The organism is Stenoxybacter acetivorans DSM 19021 (assembly GCF_000745895.1).
Classification (GTDB): domain Bacteria; phylum Pseudomonadota; class Gammaproteobacteria; order Burkholderiales; family Neisseriaceae; genus Stenoxybacter; species Stenoxybacter acetivorans.
On sequence record NZ_KN050771.1, the window covers coordinates 1 to 16158 of the forward strand.

The following is a 16158-nucleotide window of genomic DNA, read 5'->3' on the forward strand; positions in this document are numbered from 1 at the left end:
GTTCGTAACGTTTCTTCCCGTTCCCGCCCAAACATCTCCATATCAACAAAATCTTCACCCATGCAAATAACTGATAATAATCCAATAATAACAATATCTTCCAATTTGTGCCGAAGATTTCCGTAAGGACGGCGAGGATCGGATAAGCCTGAAACAGCTTCTTTTAATTTTGTTGTACTCATGGGCGATGGGTTATGGCTTTTATGGAAAAAAGTAAATGCTGTTGGTCTGTATACATCCCTTTGTTTATTGTTAAGTATACTCCAGCTAATTTAAAATCATGTTAACTGCATTTGAACCCACGATCACCCAATCGCGGTCGGATACGGGCAAACTCAATAACTTATCACGCACCGCCAACCAAATAAGTTTATATAAACAATTTCGTTGAAGTCTTAAAAAAGCATTAATGTGCCAACTGTGTTTTTAACCAAGCAATATTATCAGGCGTAAACAAATCGTCAATATTACCCCAAATCGAATGAAAGCCGTAGCCGCCATGTTTCATTTCGGCAACCGCTGCGTCAATCGTCCAGTTTTCAAACACAATTCGATACATCGCCGCCATCGTGCCGGTGCGGTCTGAGCCGTGGTAGCAATGAATCAATACTTTCTGCCCTTGTTGGTGTGCGGCTTGTAAATGGCGCATCACGGCTAATACATCGTTGCGGCTGATCTTCCATGTGTGAATCGGCACGTGGGTTAAATGAAAACCTTGCCCGCCGAATTCTTGGGCATCTTTATCGCGGCTGCGTAAATTGATGATCCGGCTCACGCCCAATTGCCGCAATTCGTCCGCATCGGCACGGCTTAATTGCTCGCTGCGATACAGCCAGTTGCTGACACGATACAAATTATGCTCGGCACTGACAACAGCTGCCCAGTTTTCGGGGCGTTGTCCCACCGCCAACGGCTCGGCTTTCAGGCAGCCTGAATTTAATATCAGTGCGATTAAGGCGGGCATCAGCAGAGCTGTTTTAGTATGCTGTGTCATTTTGTTTGGATCTTAAATTAAGAGTCATAGCAACCAAATTAAGTTTTTATGCGTTGAATGGATAAGTTTACGTTTTCTCAAAATGCAATACCGGTAATTTTTCAGGCTGCCTGAAACAAATCGCGCAATTCTTGGTTACTCAGTTGCCCGACCCAGTGTTCGCCGGAACCAACGGTTAATTCAGCCAATTCTTGTTTGTACCGAATCATGGCATCAATTTTTTCTTCAAAGGTGTCTTTACAGATCAATCGATGCACCATGACATTGTTTTTTTGACCAATGCGGTAGGCGCGATCAGTGGCTTGGTTTTCCACCGCCGGATTCCACCACAAATCGTAGTGAATCACGTGGCTGGCGGCGGTGAGATTTAAGCCGGTGCCGGCGGCTTTCAATGACAAGATAAAAATTTTGTCGGCACGGCTGTTTTGAAAGCAGTCCACCATCTCTTGGCGTTTTTTGACGCTGCATCCGCCGTGTAAAAACATTGGAATTTCGCCGAATTGATTGCCAATCATCTGCACCAATAAATTACCCATTTCTTTGAATTGGGTAAAAACCAGCACCTTTTCATCGCTTTGGACAATGCTGTCCAACAGGGTCAATAACAGCTCGGTTTTGCCTGATGAAGCAACATCAGCTTTGCCTGCTTTTAAAAACTGCACCGGATGATTGCAGATTTGTTTGAGTGCCAACATCATTTGCAAGACCAAACCTTGGCGTTTGAACAGGGTTTGGTGGTCGGCTCCATTGGTGTCAATGGCGGTAATGGCTTTCATGCCTTCTTCAACGGTTTTTTGGTAGAGGGCGGTTTGTTTTTTGACCAATTGCACCAATTCGTTTTTTTCGATTTTATCGGGCAGATCGCTGATGATGCTTTTGTCGGTTTTCATGCGCCGTAACAAAAACGGAGCAGTCACTTTTTTAAAACGCTCTGCCGCTTGGCGGTTGTTTTCCTGAATAATCGGGGTGGCATAATCTCGGCTAAAAGCGGTGAGATTGCTCAAATAGCCGTGGTTGGCAAAGTCCATAATCGACCAAAATTCCGACAAGTGATTTTCCACCGGTGTGCCGCTCATGGCGATGCGCAATGGTGCACTGATGTTTTTAATGGCTTTGCTTTGGCTGGTTCCGTGGTTTTTGATGTTTTGCGCTTCATCAATGATGATGATTTGCCACTCACGCTCTTGCAGTTTTTCCACATCGCTGCGCACAGTACCGTAGGTGGTTAAGACCACATCGGCATTGATGTTGTTCAAGTCGCGTTTGCTGCTGTGATAGACCGCCACATTTAAAGAAGGAGCAAATTTTGCCAATTCCGTTTGCCAGTTGCTGAGCAAACCGGTTGGAACTGCCACCAAGGCCGGCTTGGTGTTGTCAAGCAAACCTTCTTCTTGCTGTTTCAACAAAAAGGCAATCACTTGCACGGTTTTACCCAAGCCCATGTCGTCGGCAATAATGCTGCCAAAGCCGATTTTGGCGTTGCGGTAAAGCCAAGCGTAGCCGCGCTCTTGATACGGGCGCAAAGTGGTTTGCAGGTTTTCAGGCAGCCTGATGCTGTCGGTTTCGGTTAATTCGCGAATGATTGCGCTGACTTCTTCGCTTAAGGAAATGGCTGCCCCGTGATAGCTGCCGCTTAAGGCAGTTTGCAATAATTCGGCGGCGGAGGGCTTTTCTTTAAAGGTTTGGGTGAATTTTTCCAAATCCGCTGCATCAACATAGATATACTGCCCTTTGAATTTCACCAGTTTACCGGCTTGTTTTGCCAAGGCTTTGAATTCTTGCGGCGACACCAATTCATCACCCAGTGCGACTTGCCAATCGAAACTCAAAATATCGTTAAGGCTTAAAAAACTGATGCTTTTCTTCGACGATTTGATTTTCATGCTGACTTGCGGGCGAACCAGGTGCTGCAAAGATTTGGGCAAAATCACCGGAATATTCAAAAGCCGGATCGCGGGCAAAATTTCAACAAAGAATTGAGTAAATTCTTGGTTATTTAGCACAATTGGTTTGGCAGCACGCTGATTGATGTAGTTGCTTAGGTGCGGGACAAAGTGTTCCAACAAGGATAAGGTTGCCAGAATACTGAAGCGTTGGCTTTCGTATTTTTTTAAGGCAAAAACTTGCTGCAATGAAATCGGTTCGGCTTGCGGATTTTTCGGATCGGTGATGCCCAAATGAATGCCAAATTTTTCATCGGTTTCTTCGCTGATCAGTAATACCGGTTTACTGCTTAAATCTGCCAAATAATAAGGGGACAGCCAACGCTGCATGGCACGGAAGTGGTGGTGATCTTTGCGTTCATTGGGCGGAAAAGGTTGCAGGCCAAATAACAGCGCATTGTCGTACTGCTCAATACCGCGCTCTTCATAGCAAAAAAACATCAACATGTTGGCAAATATGCTGACCAAAGCGGTGCCTCGATTTTTGACATGCACGTTGATTTGTTTTTTAGCCACGCCTTTAGAAGTCGGCGCACACCACATCAATACATCGGCGGGAACGCGCTGGCTGAGGTCGTCCAACAAGATTCTGACCTGTTCATCTTGCAGCGCGGGTTTCCACAAGACAGAAATCAGAGGAGAGTCTAAGCCGATGTTCACAAGCTGCGGAATCACCATGCCGTTTTTTAATAAATGCAAAGCACATAAACAGGCTTGGTGCAAAGCAGCCGTATGGTGGGTGTGATTGCGCAAGTCGGCGGGATTGAGCAGCAGTAATTGCTCCAACAGACGCGGCATAATCATACCTTGTGCGTCTTTACCGTCCACTGAAAATCGCCACACGCCGTTTTGATCAAAGTTCATCACAATATGCCAATGGCTGTGGTGATTTATTGTCGTTTGGGCATCGCGAATTCGTTTTTTTTGCAACATTTTGGAAAATCGTTCCGGTTTTTCCAAAATGCTTTTGGCTTGCTTCATGGCATTGCGCAAGTGCATGGTATAAACCTGCCGATAAAATCCGAAAGGATAAAACGGCGGATCAGGTTCTAATAGGGTCAGCAAGGCTTGGGAATGGTTTTGTAAGCGCGAAAAATCCAAACCACGGTAAATGTGTTCCGGAAAAACTGCCTGTTCCGGCGTTTCACTTACATCTAAAACATTAAGAATAAAAGGAATCAGCAAATGCTCATCATTGTCAAATTCGGTACCGCGGTTTTTCAATTCTTGCGGTAAATTCAGATAGTGCAGATGGAACAGCTGCATTGGATCTTGATCCAATTCTTCACCAAGGCAATACAAAACGGCGGCTTGGTGCTTACACGGCAAGGCAGCATCGGGACAAGAACAGGACATTTGCCAGCTTTGATTGACCCCGTCTTGTTCAAGGCGGGAACGTTTATTTTTGTTTGCAGATTTAAGTTCAGTAAAGGCGGTTTTGGGAAACAGCGGAATATTTAATTCTTCGGCAATTTGGAGAACCGCCGGGTCAAGTTCATTATTCAGTAACTTTGCCAAAACACTGGGGGTATTACTGATGGCTTGGCACAAAGCATCAATTTGTTGTGTGCTGAACGTGGGGATTTTGAGGCGCACTTGATAAGGAGTGGGACGGCTGCCCGCTACGTTGGCTTCGACTTCTCCATGTGTTTTGAGACGAATGGATAAAACATGACCTTGGCGAGCATAAGTGGCTCCGCGCGGCAATCGATTTTCATCAGTAACGTTTTTTAAAGCATTCAGCCATTGCCGGCTCCACCAGGTGTTTCCAAATTTTTTTGCCATAACTTTGATATTTTTCCTTGTCAAATCAACAGAATTTCTTGCGGGTACTGTTGAAAAACTTGCGCCGTCTTTTGTACCTTGCCGCCGACGCTGTCTCATAATACAAATGGTTGAGGAATATGCGGTGATTGGTATTTCAGCGATTTATTCGGCGGCACTGCCGTATGCGCGTGCGATTGCCAAGCCTTCTTCTTTGCTCAAGTAGCGCGGCATCACCGGTGTATTGCGGCACACAATATCGCCGTCGGCAAACATCACGAGTTCATTCACCGCCAATTGCTGCCAAACTTCATTGGCAGTTAAGGGCAAAGTAGCAATCACCGCCACTTTGTCTTTCGGTGTGGTTACGGCGGCAAAGTCCACGCTGAGGTCGTCGTCCAGCAGATGCGCTTCGCCAAACGGTGCTTTGCGGATAATGTAGAACAATAAAGAACCGGCATGGGTCAATAAACATTCACCATTAGAGAGCATAAAATTGAATAATCCACGTTCCCGCAATTCGGTAGCCAATTCGCTGATGGCATCAAATAATTGATTTTTATTTGGTTTTTTTGAAAAACGCCGGCGTAATTGATTGAGCATATAACAAAATGCGCGTTCGGAATCGGTGCTGCCCACTGCGTGATAAACATCATCAGCGGCTGCCTGAATATCACTCAAATGGCCGTTGTGTGCAAACAGCCAATACTCGCCCCACAATTCGCGCACAAATGGGTGGGTATTTGCCAAAGAAATTTGCCCTTGTGTGGCTTTGCGAATATGAGCAATCACATTGGTGGATTTGATTTGGTATTGTCTGACCAAATCGGCAATCGGTGAATGGGCGCAGGGTTGGTCGTCATGCAATAAGCGAATGCCTTTGCCTTCAAAAAAACCGATACCGAAACCGTCGGCATGCACATCGGTTATTCCACCCCTGCGGCGAAAGGCTTCAAATGAAAAAACAATATCCGTGGGGGTGTTGCAGTTCATGCCCAAAAGCTGGCACATGAGTTTATCCTTTTGCAGCGGCTGTAAATGGGTGAATTGTACAACATGGTTTTACGGTTCGGTTTATTTGCCTATCGTTATGCCAACGGTTTGCAGCCAAATTTACCGCTGCACGCTGTCTTTTCCGCACGATTGACTCTGCACCGTCATAATCGGTGAACCGTGTAAGTTATTCTGCGCCATCATACGGCTTTGCAAGCGTATCTTGCCGTCATTTTGCCGCAGCCATGAGTTTACCTGACCAAAACTTTCAGGCAGCCTGTATAAAGGCTGCCTGAAATGGTTTATACAATTTGCATGTTAATAAACAAAGTTATTGTGCCGGCAACTGATTCTGCCAATACATCTTTGAGCGCGGACCGTACAACAATCCTTTATTTCCGCCTGCCTGCAATAATCGGTTGGCAGTAAAACCGGCAACATCATAGCTTTTATCAGATAAGTTGTTGACAACCTGATTGATAACCGCATTAACCAACGCACCGATAAGCGAGTTTTGCTGTTGGTTTTGTCCCGCATCAGACGCAGTTGCCTCTCCTTGCCACAGCATTTGCCCCGTTTTACCGTCCACCAAAGTTGCCTCTGCCGTTACTTGCGTTTTGCTTTGAATAACTTGGTAACTGCTGCCGTATTCTTTTACTTTAATGTACAAAACAGCATCTGCACCGAATATTTTATTTAACCGTTCAGACGATATTTGATGAATATCGCCGGGATCGCTCAAGCCATTTTGCTGAAAAGTTTCTTTTACCACGGCTATCGGGAAAACGTAATACCCTGATTCAGCCAGCGGCACAACGCTTTTTGCCAGCATTCCGTTAGATGCGTTTACATCAGGTGAATCATTCATGGGCGGCAATACCAAAATGGAGCGCGGGTTGCTTTGTTTGAATGCGGTGTAGTCATAAGGTTCTTGCTGCACGGCGCAAGCCGACAACAATAAAGCGGCAAGCATGGCTGCCAAACCGATACCATTCCGTTTCATTGCATGCCTCCTTTGTTTTTATTGCCCATTAAGAAGTCCATCAATTGCGCGGACTCGGGAAATCTTGTTTTTTCTTCGGCAAAGGCTTTATACGCCTGCTCACTGTTGCCCATTTGCACATACAGCATACCCATTTGAGCGTACACCCCCGGAGCCACTGCTTGGTTTGCAGACTTGGCTTTTTCCAAATATTCCTGTAAAACAGCCAACTGCGCGCCCGGTGTTTGTTTATTTTGTAAACCCTTATAGACGGTATCCGGGTAATTTCCCCAGTAATATAAAGATTTATTGGAATTTGCACCACAGGCTGAAAGCATTACCGCCGTGCAGACAGCACCAATACCGCATAAAAAATGTTTCATAGACACACTCTTTCACAATTAACGATTGGGCTGCCATGCGCCGTTGTCTATGCTGCCGACCAAATTATTCACCGCCTCGCGAATCGCCAAATCCAACACTTTGGCACTTAAGGTTGAGTCATAGCCGGCTGTGCCGCCAAAGCCGATGATTTCGCGGTTAGAGAGACTGAATTCACCTGCGCCCTGCGCGGAATAAACCACTTCCGAAGTAAGCACATTGACCACATTCAGGCTCACTTTGGCATAAGCAACTTGTGATTTACCGCGCCCTAAAATACCGAATAATTGATGATCGCCCACTTCTTTTCTGCCAAATTCGGTAACATCGCCGGTGATGACGTAGTTCGCGCCTTTCAGTGCTTGGCTTGCACCGCGGATACCCGCTTCTTCTTTGATTTCCGCCATATTGGTGCGATCCAATACATTAAATCGCCCGCTTTGCTGCAAATGAGTAATCAAAATGGTTTTGGCTTGATTGCCCAAACGGTCCACACCATCGGAAAAAACGCCTTGTAAAAAGCCGGATCGATTATCAAATTTACCCACCGCAATCGGTGTACGCACACCCTGATAAGGCTTTTGCGCACCAATTGTCTGCGTATTTTCCACCACCCGTGAAGACTCAGTGGCACAAGCCGCCAGTGCCATGCTTGCCGCCGCAAGAATCAGCCCTGTTTTCATGATATTCATTTGTCGTTTTTCCTATTGAACTTAGCAATAATAAGTCAAAAAAATTCCGAATCCAAAATCAAATCTCGGAAATTCAGCTACTGAATTACAAAATGTAACAAGAGTAAACAAAAAAATCAATTTGAAATTTGGTAAATGACAAATAAATTGATAAGCAATGATGAATAACCCGTGTTTCATGGGACAAGCCGAATACCGAAACCGTTTGCCGCAGGCAAGACGCATCTTTGGGCGTTGCTAATCTGTTCAGATGTTTCAGAACAGAAACCCTCTGTAAATCAATGAAAACAGGCTGCCTGAAACATTGTTCATCAGGCAGCCTTTGCTTATACTGACAAGTCTTTTTTGATTTGGTATTGTTATGTTCTCAAGCAAAAAAATAATGGCGTTGCTGTTACTTGCTGTCTCTTTTTCTGCAAATACAGTTATTGCCGGCGGCATTGATGATTTACAAAAATTCAATGCCGACGTCAGCAGCATCAGCGGGCAATTTACTCAAACCGTAAGCGGTAAAAAGCGCACCCAAACCACGAGCGGCGAATTTCAGATTGTGCGTCCAGGCTTATTTCGCTGGGAATACAACAAACCTTATCAGCAATTGATTGTGGGCGACGGCAAAACCGTGTGGCTGTATGACCAAGATTTGGCACAAGTGAGCAAACGAGCACAAAACGAGTCTTTGGGCGACAGCCCCGCCGCCATTTTGTCTGATAAAAATGCGTTAAACAGCAGGTATACGCTGACTGAAGACGGCAGCAACAATGATGTGAGCTATGTTCGCGCCGCGCCCAAAAGCAGCAACAGTAATTATCAATATATTCGCATTGGTTTTCAGGCAGGCAAATTAACTCAATTGCAGCTGAAAGACCAATTCGGTAATCAAACGGTGATTCACTTTAAAAACATTCAGGAAAACACCGCCATTGCTCGGGAGCGTTTTCGCTTTACCCCGCCCAAAGGTGTGGATATTATCAGCCAATGAAACGGCGGCCTAAATAACGCCCTTTCAATACCGCTGCAATAAACCGAAAAGCAGTGCGCAAAACGCTGTTGCAAGGGTTATAAAAAAGACAATATGAACTGCCGTGCGGGAAATGCCGTGCAGCGTCCGTAATGACAAATCTCAAGATTCAGGTTGCCTGAAAACAATGATTGCGGATTGCGTTGCCCGCAATCAAACGGCTTCCAGCTTGGCAAATGCACTGTCCAAATTTTTGATGCCCTGTTTGCCGAAATTAATGGTTAATTTGGCACTTTCGCCTTTGCTTAACGCATCAATAATCACGCCTGTACCGAATTTATCATGGCGAACAATCTGACCGATATAAAAACCGCCGAATAAAGGATTACCGGTAGCCGGTGTATTTGACAACTGCTTAATCTGACGCAGTGCTACCGGCTGTGAATTGCTGTGATACGCGGTGTTTTTACGCGGTGATAGCGGGTGCAGCACTTCGGCGGGAATCTCATCAACAAAACGAGAGGGAACGCCGAAATGAGTTTGCCCGTGCAGCATTCGCTGCTGTGCCATGCTGATGTACAGCCGCTTGCGTGCACGGGTAATGGCAACATACATCAGGCGGCGTTCTTCTTCCAAACCTTTGCGCTCTGCCAAGCTGTATTCACTGGGAAACAAACCTTCTTCCATGCCGGTGAGAAAAACGGTTGTAAATTCCAAACCTTTGGCGGCGTGTATGGTCATCAGCTGCACGGCATCTTTACCGTTTTCGGCTTGATGTTCGCCCGACTCCAGCGCGGCATTGCTTAAAAAGGCCTGTGCCGCAAATGTGGGGCTTGCTATTTCATTTTCACTCAGCAAAGCTTCTCCCGCTTCGCTGGTTTGCAGTATCTCAAAAAAGCTGGATTCATGCGGATTGAACACCAGCGCGCTATTGACCAATTCTTCCAAGTTATCAATGCGTTCCTGATGTTCGCCTTTTTGATTGCGATAGTGTGCCATTAAGCCGCTGTCGTGAATCACAGCGGTCATCAGCTGCGGCAAGTTTTCCGTTTGGGCTTGTTCCTGCAATTGTTTGATGATGTGGATAAATGCCGACACTTTGGCTTGTTTTTTGGCAAAAGCACAGGCGGACTGCCACAAAGAAATGTTTTCATCAGTAGCGGCTGCCTGAATATTTTCCACAGTGCGTGTACCAATGCCGCGTGCGGGAACGTTAATCACGCGCAATAAGGCGTTATCGTCATGCGGGTTAATTGCCAAACGCAGATATGCCAAGGCGTGTTTGATTTCTTGGCGTTCATAAAAACGCAAGCCGCCGTAAATTTTGTAAGGCACGCCGGCGCGGAACAGTGTTTGTTCCAAAATACGTGATTGCGCATTGCTGCGATACAAAACAGCCATTTGTGCATAATCAATGCCTTCGCGGTGCAAGGTTTTGGCTTCGTCCACCACAAATTGCGCTTCTTCGCCGTCGTTATTTGCCGCCAAAAAGCGAATTTTTTCGCCCACGTTCGCATCGGTGCGTAAATCTTTGCCCAGCCGTTCGGCGTTGTGCGCAATCACGGCATTGGCGGCAATCAGAATATAACCGTCGGAACGGTAATTTTGTTCCAATTTAATCGGTGCGGCTGCCTGAAATTCACGCAAAAATGTTGTCATATTGCCGACGTTCGCGCCGCGGAAACGGTAAATGCTTTGGTCATCATCGCCCACCGCAAACACGGCGGCGTGTTCACCTGCCAATAATTTCAGCCACGCATATTGCAATTTGTTGGTGTCTTGAAATTCGTCCACCAAAATATGATTGAAGCGATTTTGATAATGGGTGCGCAAAGCAGCGTTGTTGCTGAGTAATTCAAAGCTGCGCAGCATCAATTCAGCAAAATCCACCACGCCCTCGCGCTGACAGATTTCATCATAAGCGGCATAGCATTCAATCATTTTGCGTGAATGCGGGTCGCTGCTGTCTGCCTGCAATTGTCCCGCGCGCAAACCGGCTTCTTTTTGGGCATTGATAAAGCCTTGCAGACTGCGCGGTGCAAGCACTGTTTCGGCAATGTTTAAATTTTTGAGCAGCCGTTTAATCAAACTGAGCTGGTCGCCGCTGTCAAGAATTTGAAAGTCTTTGGGCAGCAGGGCTTCGCGGTAATGCAGCCGCAAAAAACGGTGGCACAATCCGTGAAATGTACCCAGCCACATGGCACGAACGGAAATCGGCAACATTGCCGACAACCGCGTTTGCATTTCTTTGGCGGCTTTGTTGGTAAACGTTACCGCCAATATGCTGTGAACACTGGCTTGGTGTGTTTGCAGCAGCCAAGCAATGCGCGTAGTCAATACCCGCGTCTTGCCGCTGCCCGCACCCGCCAGCACCAAAGCGGCCTGCGGCGGATAGGTAACAGCGGCGAGCTGCTCGGGATTTAAGCCTTGCAGCAAAGTGGTATCGGTTAGGGTTTCCATGATTTGGGCAGTCTGAATTTATTTTTCAGGCAGCCATGTGTCCCGTAAAGTAACCGTGCGGTTAAATATGGGTTTCTCTGCACTGTGATCATAACGATCGGTAACAAAATAGCCTAAACGCTCAAATTGATAACGTGATTCAGGCGGCAAGGTGTTGGCAACGGGTTCAACCCAAGCATTGATTTCGGTCATGGAGTTGGGATTGAGAAATTCGGTGAACGGGCGGTATTGACCGTCTGCACCGCGCACAGCATCGGGACGGGATTCGGTGAATAATCGATCATAAAGCCGCACAGTGGTACGCACGGCGTGTTTGGCAGACAACCAATGAATCACGCCTTTCACTTTGCGCCCTTCGGGTTTTTTGCCCAAAGTGTCGTGGTCAATGCTGCATTTAAGCAACACCACCCGCCCGCTGCTGTCTTGCACGGCTTCCTCACATTTAATCACATAACTGTAGCGCAAGCGTACTTCACCGCCTAAAGTGAGGCGTTGCCAGCCCGCAGGCGGATCAAGGGAAAAATCATCGGCTTCTATATAGAGATTTTTGCTGACAGGTACTTCACGTTCACCGAATTCGGGGTGATTCGGGTGATAAGGTGCGCTACGGCTTTGGGTAAGCGCTTCATCGTAATTGATGAGTTCCACTTTAATCGGGTTTAACACCGCCATCATACGCGGGGCTGTATTTTCCAAGTCTTCACGAATTGCGCCTTCCAGTACACTCATGTCCACCACATTTTCGCTTTTGGAAATGCCGACACGTTTGCTGAACAGGCGCAAACCTTCGGGCGTGTAACCGCGCCGGCGCATACCGGAAATGGTGGGCATGCGCGGATCGTCCCAGCCGCTGACGTGGTTTTCACTCACCAATTGATTGAGTTTTCGTTTGGAGGTAATCGAATACAGCAATTCCAAGCGCGAAAATTCGTATTGATGCGGGTGATTGTCGATGCTGATGTTTTCCACCACCCAATCATACAGCGGACGGTGCGCTTCAAATTCCAGCGTACACAATGAATGCGTAACCCGCTCCAGTGCATCGGAAATGGCGTGGGTATAGTCATACATCGGATAAATCACCCAATCATCAGCGGTGCGGTGGTGATGCACGCGGCGAATGCGGTAAATCACCGGATCGCGTAAATTGATGTTGCCTGAAGCCATGTCAATTTTCAGACGCAGGGTTTTGCTGCCGTCGGGAAATTCGCCGCTGCGCATTCTTTGAAACAGGTCTAAATTTTCTTCGATGCTGCGCTCACGGTAAGGGCTGTTTTTGCCCGCTTCGGTAAGTGTGCCTCGGTATCGGCGGATTTCTTCCGCATCTAAGTCGTCCACATAGGCTTTGCCTGCTTGGATTAGCTCAATGGCGTATTGATACAAGGTTTCAAAGTAATCGGAGGCAAAATGCTCTTCGTGCCATTGAAATCCAAGCCACTGCACGTCTTCTTTAATGGCGCGCACATATTCGTCAGACTCTTTTTCGGGATTGGTGTCGTCAAAACGCAGATTGCAAAAACCATCGTAAATATAAGCCAAGCCGAAATTCAGGCAAATAGATTTGGCGTGACCAATGTGCAGATAGCCATTCGGCTCAGGCGGGAAACGGGTGATAATGCGTACGGCTCTCTGAGCAGCTAAATCTTCATCAATGATGTTGCGAATAAAATGATTATCGGCAAATTGGTCTTTATTTATCATGGCGGGGGTATTTGTGGGGGATATTTATTGTGGTTTTGAGGTACAAGGCAAGCGGATTCACGTATTCTAAACCCGTATATCTTTATGTGTTCCAAAATATTCAAATTAAGTATGAAAGGGTGTATCGAAAATACCGCCGTTCTCGGCGGCAGTTTTCTGTTTAACCGATTGATGTATTTTAAAGCAACAGAAAAATTTGCGGAAATTCGGCTTGAATTTGGCTATACTTCACAAGACCTACCGATGCCAAATATCAGACAGCTTGGTGCGGATGGAGAGACTCGAACTCTCACGCCTTGCGGCGCCGGAACCTAAATCCGGTGCGTCTGCCAATTTCGCCACATCCGCTGGAGTAATCCGCGTAATTATAATAGATTCCCGCAATTATAATAGATAATATGTGTTTCGCCAAACGCGCCGCCGTTTCCCATTCAAATTCAGCGCAATGACAAATTATTCCGAACAGGTTATTTCCATGAGATTATCAATTGCATTACTACTCAGCTGCTTACTCATTTCATGTGGTTTTCATTTAAAAGGCACGGGCAGCAATCAAGTCAGGCTGCCTTACCGCGTATGGGCGGTGGACGGCGGCGGAACAATGCAAAACATATTGGAAGATGTTTTGCGCCGCCAACCGCAAGCGGAAGTGGATTCAGCGCACGCTCAAGCAGTGGTTAAAATATTGAATGTCCGGCAAGACAAAACCGCTTCAGCCGTTAATTTAGGCGGCAACACCATTGAATATCTGCTGACTTTACGCGTGGATTCACAAGCCTATCACGGCGGTATTGCTTTGGGTGAGCCCATGAATGTGATGGTATCGCGTTACATGGATTACGCCGACAGCGAAGTGTTGGGCAAGCAAGAAGAAGAAGTGCAAATCTGGCAAAGCATGCGTCTTGATGCGGCGGAACAACTGATACGCCGCTTGGCATATTTGCCGGCGGAGCAGTAAATATGCCATCGCTCAGCTTGCCGCAATGGCTGGAAAGTTTGGGTGCGGATCATCTTCAGGCAGCCTGTTTGATTCACGGTGAAGAAGATTTATTGCGCATAGAAGCCGTAGATGCCGTCCGCGCAGCCGCCCGCCGCTTGGGCTATCAGCGCGTGTCGTTTACCGTTGATAACCATTTCGACTGGACAGCTCTGCTGGCAGAAGCGCAATCAGTGGGTTTATTTGCCGAACTGAAATTATTGGAAATTCACATACCCGGCGGCAAAGTCGGCAAAGACGGCGGCGAAGCCTTGCTCAGGCTGGCTGAAAACCTGCCGCCCGATACATGCGTACTGCTGGTGCTGCCCAAGCTGGAACGGACACAAACCCAAAGCAAATGGTTTACCGCATTTGCCAAACACGCCGCCGTGGTGGAAGTAAAAGCCGTTACTGATTCGGCACTGCCGCAATGGATACGCACACGGCTGTCGCGGCACGGTTTGGATATTGAGCCCGAAGCCTTGCAGCTGTTTGTTGATCGCGTGGAAGGCAATTTGCTGGCAGCCAAGCAAGAAATTGATAAGCTGGCACTGCTCTTACACAAAGGACATTTGGTAACGCTGGCAGATACCGAACAAGCCGTGGCGAATGTGGCGCGTTTCGATGTATTTCAATTGTCATCAGCGTGGATGAGCGGCGACGGCGAACGGGTATCGCGGTTAAGCGACGGCTTGGCAGCAGACGGCAGCGAACCGGTGTTGTTGCTGTGGGCGGTGAGCGAAGACATTCGCACATTGATTCGGCTTTTGGCAGCATTAAAGCAAGGTCAAAACATCGCTGAAGTACGCGGTAGTTTGCGGTTGTGGGGTGAAAAACAAACCCTTGCACCGCAAGCGGCAAAGCGCATTGGTATCCGGCGTCTGCTTGCCGCATTGCAAGAATGCGCCCGCATTGATCGCTGCATTAAAGGCGCGGAAAACGGCAACGCTTGGTCGGGTATTCGTCATTTGCTGATGACTTTGGCAAGCTGATTTTCGGCTTATCGAATGGTTCTGCATAGCGAAAACTGACGCAAAGACGGCAGTCTGCATTTAATACAATATTATTTCTAAAATTACAATTCCCTGTTTTACTTATAATCCGTAATCAAGTAAAATATCACTCAATCAAAATATACGCAAAATATATGCGTCAATTGATTTTTGCGTGCAGAACGAGTACTTGATTAGGACGAACACCATGAAGTATGATGCCATCAAAACAATTTTAGAAAACCTGAATGCCACCGAAGACATTACTTCTTCGGCAGTGGTGTCCGTGGATGGTTTGCCTATTGTGAGTGCGCTTCGTGCGGGTATTGACGAAGATCGTATTGGTGCAATGTCTGCCGCAATTTTGTCTTTAGGCAGCAGGGCTTCCAAAGAAGTATTGGAAGGCCGATTGGACCATGCCATTATTCATGCCAATAACGGCTATATGTTGTTATTTGAAGTAAATGATTTCATTTTACTCGCCATCTCCACCACAGAAGACGCGAAATTGGGTTTGGTTTTATACGAAGCCAAACGTGCCATCAAAGAAATTGCCACTGAATTTTAAAACAATATCTTCAGGTAGCCTGAAAGTGATTCTGCAAGCTGCCTGAAAAACAAAAAGCCAAAATTGATGTATTTCAATCTTGGCTTTTTTTGTGATATTTTAGAAACAGACCCATTACTAAATAATACAATTTCACTTGGGTAATGGGTTTAATATTTGAAAAAAACAAAATTTTTTTGTTTATTTTTTTTTTTTATCGTAATATATGCAAATATTCAGTATTTTCCCCAGACCTTAAACTTAAGGAGCAAAACCAAATGGACATTAATCTTACTCATGACTTAGCCGAATTAGAAAAAGAAAAAGCACGGTTAGAAGTGTATATTGAGCGAATCAAAAGGAAAGAAAGAAGCAGAGTAAAAGCAGACATTGCCAGAGCAATGAAAAGCTTTGAAATCAGCTTTGAAGAGCTTCGCGAAACGTATGATAATGTTGATGCTGAACCACAAAGCCGAGCCAAATACCAAAACCCCTTAACCGGCCAAACATGGAGCGGTGCAGGTAAAAGACCGAAATGGGTTGTGGATCATTTAGAAGCAGGAAAATCTTTGGACGAACTTTTAATTGAGAAATAAAAATACAAATGCCCCATCTCTGTGGGGCATTTGTATTAAGGTTTGCTGTTCATTCGGTTTGTTCCTGTCCGGCATCATTAAGATGGCTTTCTCAGTTGCCGCAAAATATTCAGCGGTATTTAAAAAAATGCCGCTGAATACCGAACAAACAGCTTGTGCCGAGTAACTTAAGCGCA

Annotated in this window: 15 protein-coding genes and 1 tRNA gene; 6 read left to right on the top strand and 10 right to left on the bottom strand. The window is 46.4% G+C overall.

Features of this window, described 5'->3' with window-relative positions:
• From Q384_RS11065 to Q384_RS11080, 4 genes are all read right to left on the bottom strand, one after another.
• Positions 1 to 182 (bottom strand): transposase family protein (locus tag Q384_RS11065; RefSeq protein WP_037588185.1); only part of this gene is annotated, 182 nt, incomplete at its 3' end.
• Between the two features lie 224 nt (positions 183 to 406).
• On the bottom strand, positions 407 to 994 hold the full coding sequence (locus Q384_RS11070) for a phosphatase domain-containing protein (RefSeq protein ID WP_037588186.1): 588 nt from the start codon (positions 992 to 994) through the stop codon (positions 407 to 409).
• A gap of 101 nt (positions 995 to 1095) precedes the next feature.
• A complete protein-coding gene (locus Q384_RS11075) occupies positions 1096 to 4722 on the bottom strand; it encodes an SNF2-related protein (RefSeq protein ID WP_037588189.1) in 3627 nt (1208 codons plus the stop codon).
• Positions 4723 to 4866: 144 nt separating this feature from the next.
• A complete protein-coding gene (locus Q384_RS11080; protein WP_037588192.1) occupies positions 4867 to 5712 on the bottom strand; it encodes a class II glutamine amidotransferase in 846 nt (281 codons plus the stop codon).
• A gap of 27 nt (positions 5713 to 5739) precedes the next feature.
• Here Q384_RS11080 and Q384_RS14430 point away from each other — a divergent pair, with 27 nt between their 5' ends.
• Positions 5740 to 5871: a hypothetical protein gene (locus tag Q384_RS14430; protein ID WP_281174543.1), complete on the top strand. Its 132-nt coding sequence runs from the start codon at positions 5740 to 5742 to the stop codon at positions 5869 to 5871.
• Between the two features lie 154 nt (positions 5872 to 6025).
• On the opposite strand, the gene Q384_RS11085 is transcribed toward Q384_RS14430, so the two are convergent.
• Genes Q384_RS11085 through Q384_RS11095 form a run of 3 tightly spaced genes read right to left on the bottom strand, consistent with a single transcriptional unit; the run spans position 6026 to position 7749 of the window.
• Entirely contained in the window at positions 6026 to 6697 is a 672-nt protein-coding gene (locus tag Q384_RS11085; RefSeq protein WP_037588202.1) for a DUF799 domain-containing protein, read from the bottom strand.
• Positions 6694 to 7059, bottom strand: a complete 366-nt coding sequence (locus Q384_RS11090; protein ID WP_051940943.1) for a DUF4810 domain-containing protein — start codon at positions 7057 to 7059, stop codon at positions 6694 to 6696. The genes Q384_RS11085 and Q384_RS11090 overlap by 4 nt, the downstream gene beginning before the upstream one ends.
• Before the next feature lie 18 nt (positions 7060 to 7077).
• Complete coding sequence (locus tag Q384_RS11095; protein ID WP_211251112.1) at positions 7078 to 7749, bottom strand: CsgG/HfaB family protein; 672 nt, start codon at positions 7747 to 7749, stop codon at positions 7078 to 7080.
• A 382-nt stretch (positions 7750 to 8131) separates the two neighbouring features.
• Between Q384_RS11095 and lolA the strand changes: the two genes are divergently transcribed.
• Positions 8132 to 8731 carry an outer membrane lipoprotein periplasmic chaperone LolA gene (gene lolA, locus Q384_RS11100; protein ID WP_245608552.1) on the top strand — a complete coding sequence of 200 codons (600 nt, stop codon included), beginning with the start codon at positions 8132 to 8134 and terminating at the stop codon, positions 8729 to 8731.
• 192 nt (positions 8732 to 8923) lie between these two features.
• Here lolA and Q384_RS11105 read toward each other — a convergent pair whose 3' ends face one another.
• From Q384_RS11105 to Q384_RS11115, 3 genes are all read right to left on the bottom strand, one after another.
• Positions 8924 to 11170 (bottom strand): UvrD-helicase domain-containing protein, encoded by a 2247-nt coding sequence (locus tag Q384_RS11105; protein ID WP_037588207.1) that lies wholly within the window; start codon positions 11168 to 11170, stop codon positions 8924 to 8926.
• An 18-nt stretch (positions 11171 to 11188) separates the two neighbouring features.
• Positions 11189 to 12871: a glutamine--tRNA ligase/YqeY domain fusion protein gene (locus Q384_RS11110; RefSeq protein ID WP_037588209.1), complete on the bottom strand. Its 1683-nt coding sequence runs from the start codon at positions 12869 to 12871 to the stop codon at positions 11189 to 11191.
• Positions 12872 to 13134: 263 nt separating this feature from the next.
• Positions 13135 to 13219: transfer RNA gene (locus Q384_RS11115), tRNA-Leu, on the bottom strand.
• A 127-nt stretch (positions 13220 to 13346) separates the two neighbouring features.
• On the opposite strand from Q384_RS11115, the gene Q384_RS11120 reads away from it, so the two are divergent.
• From Q384_RS11120 to Q384_RS11135, 4 genes are all read left to right on the top strand, one after another.
• Positions 13347 to 13829 (top strand): LPS-assembly lipoprotein LptE, encoded by a 483-nt coding sequence (locus Q384_RS11120; protein ID WP_037588355.1) that lies wholly within the window; start codon positions 13347 to 13349, stop codon positions 13827 to 13829.
• A gap of 2 nt (positions 13830 to 13831) precedes the next feature.
• Entirely contained in the window at positions 13832 to 14839 is a 1008-nt protein-coding gene (holA, locus tag Q384_RS11125; RefSeq protein ID WP_037588212.1) for a DNA polymerase III subunit delta, read from the top strand.
• A 208-nt stretch (positions 14840 to 15047) separates the two neighbouring features.
• Entirely contained in the window at positions 15048 to 15407 is a 360-nt protein-coding gene (locus tag Q384_RS11130; protein ID WP_037588214.1) for a roadblock/LC7 domain-containing protein, read from the top strand.
• A 257-nt stretch (positions 15408 to 15664) separates the two neighbouring features.
• Positions 15665 to 15982: an H-NS histone family protein gene (locus tag Q384_RS11135; protein ID WP_037588357.1), complete on the top strand. Its 318-nt coding sequence runs from the start codon at positions 15665 to 15667 to the stop codon at positions 15980 to 15982.
• Positions 15983 to 16158 lie beyond the last annotated feature (176 nt).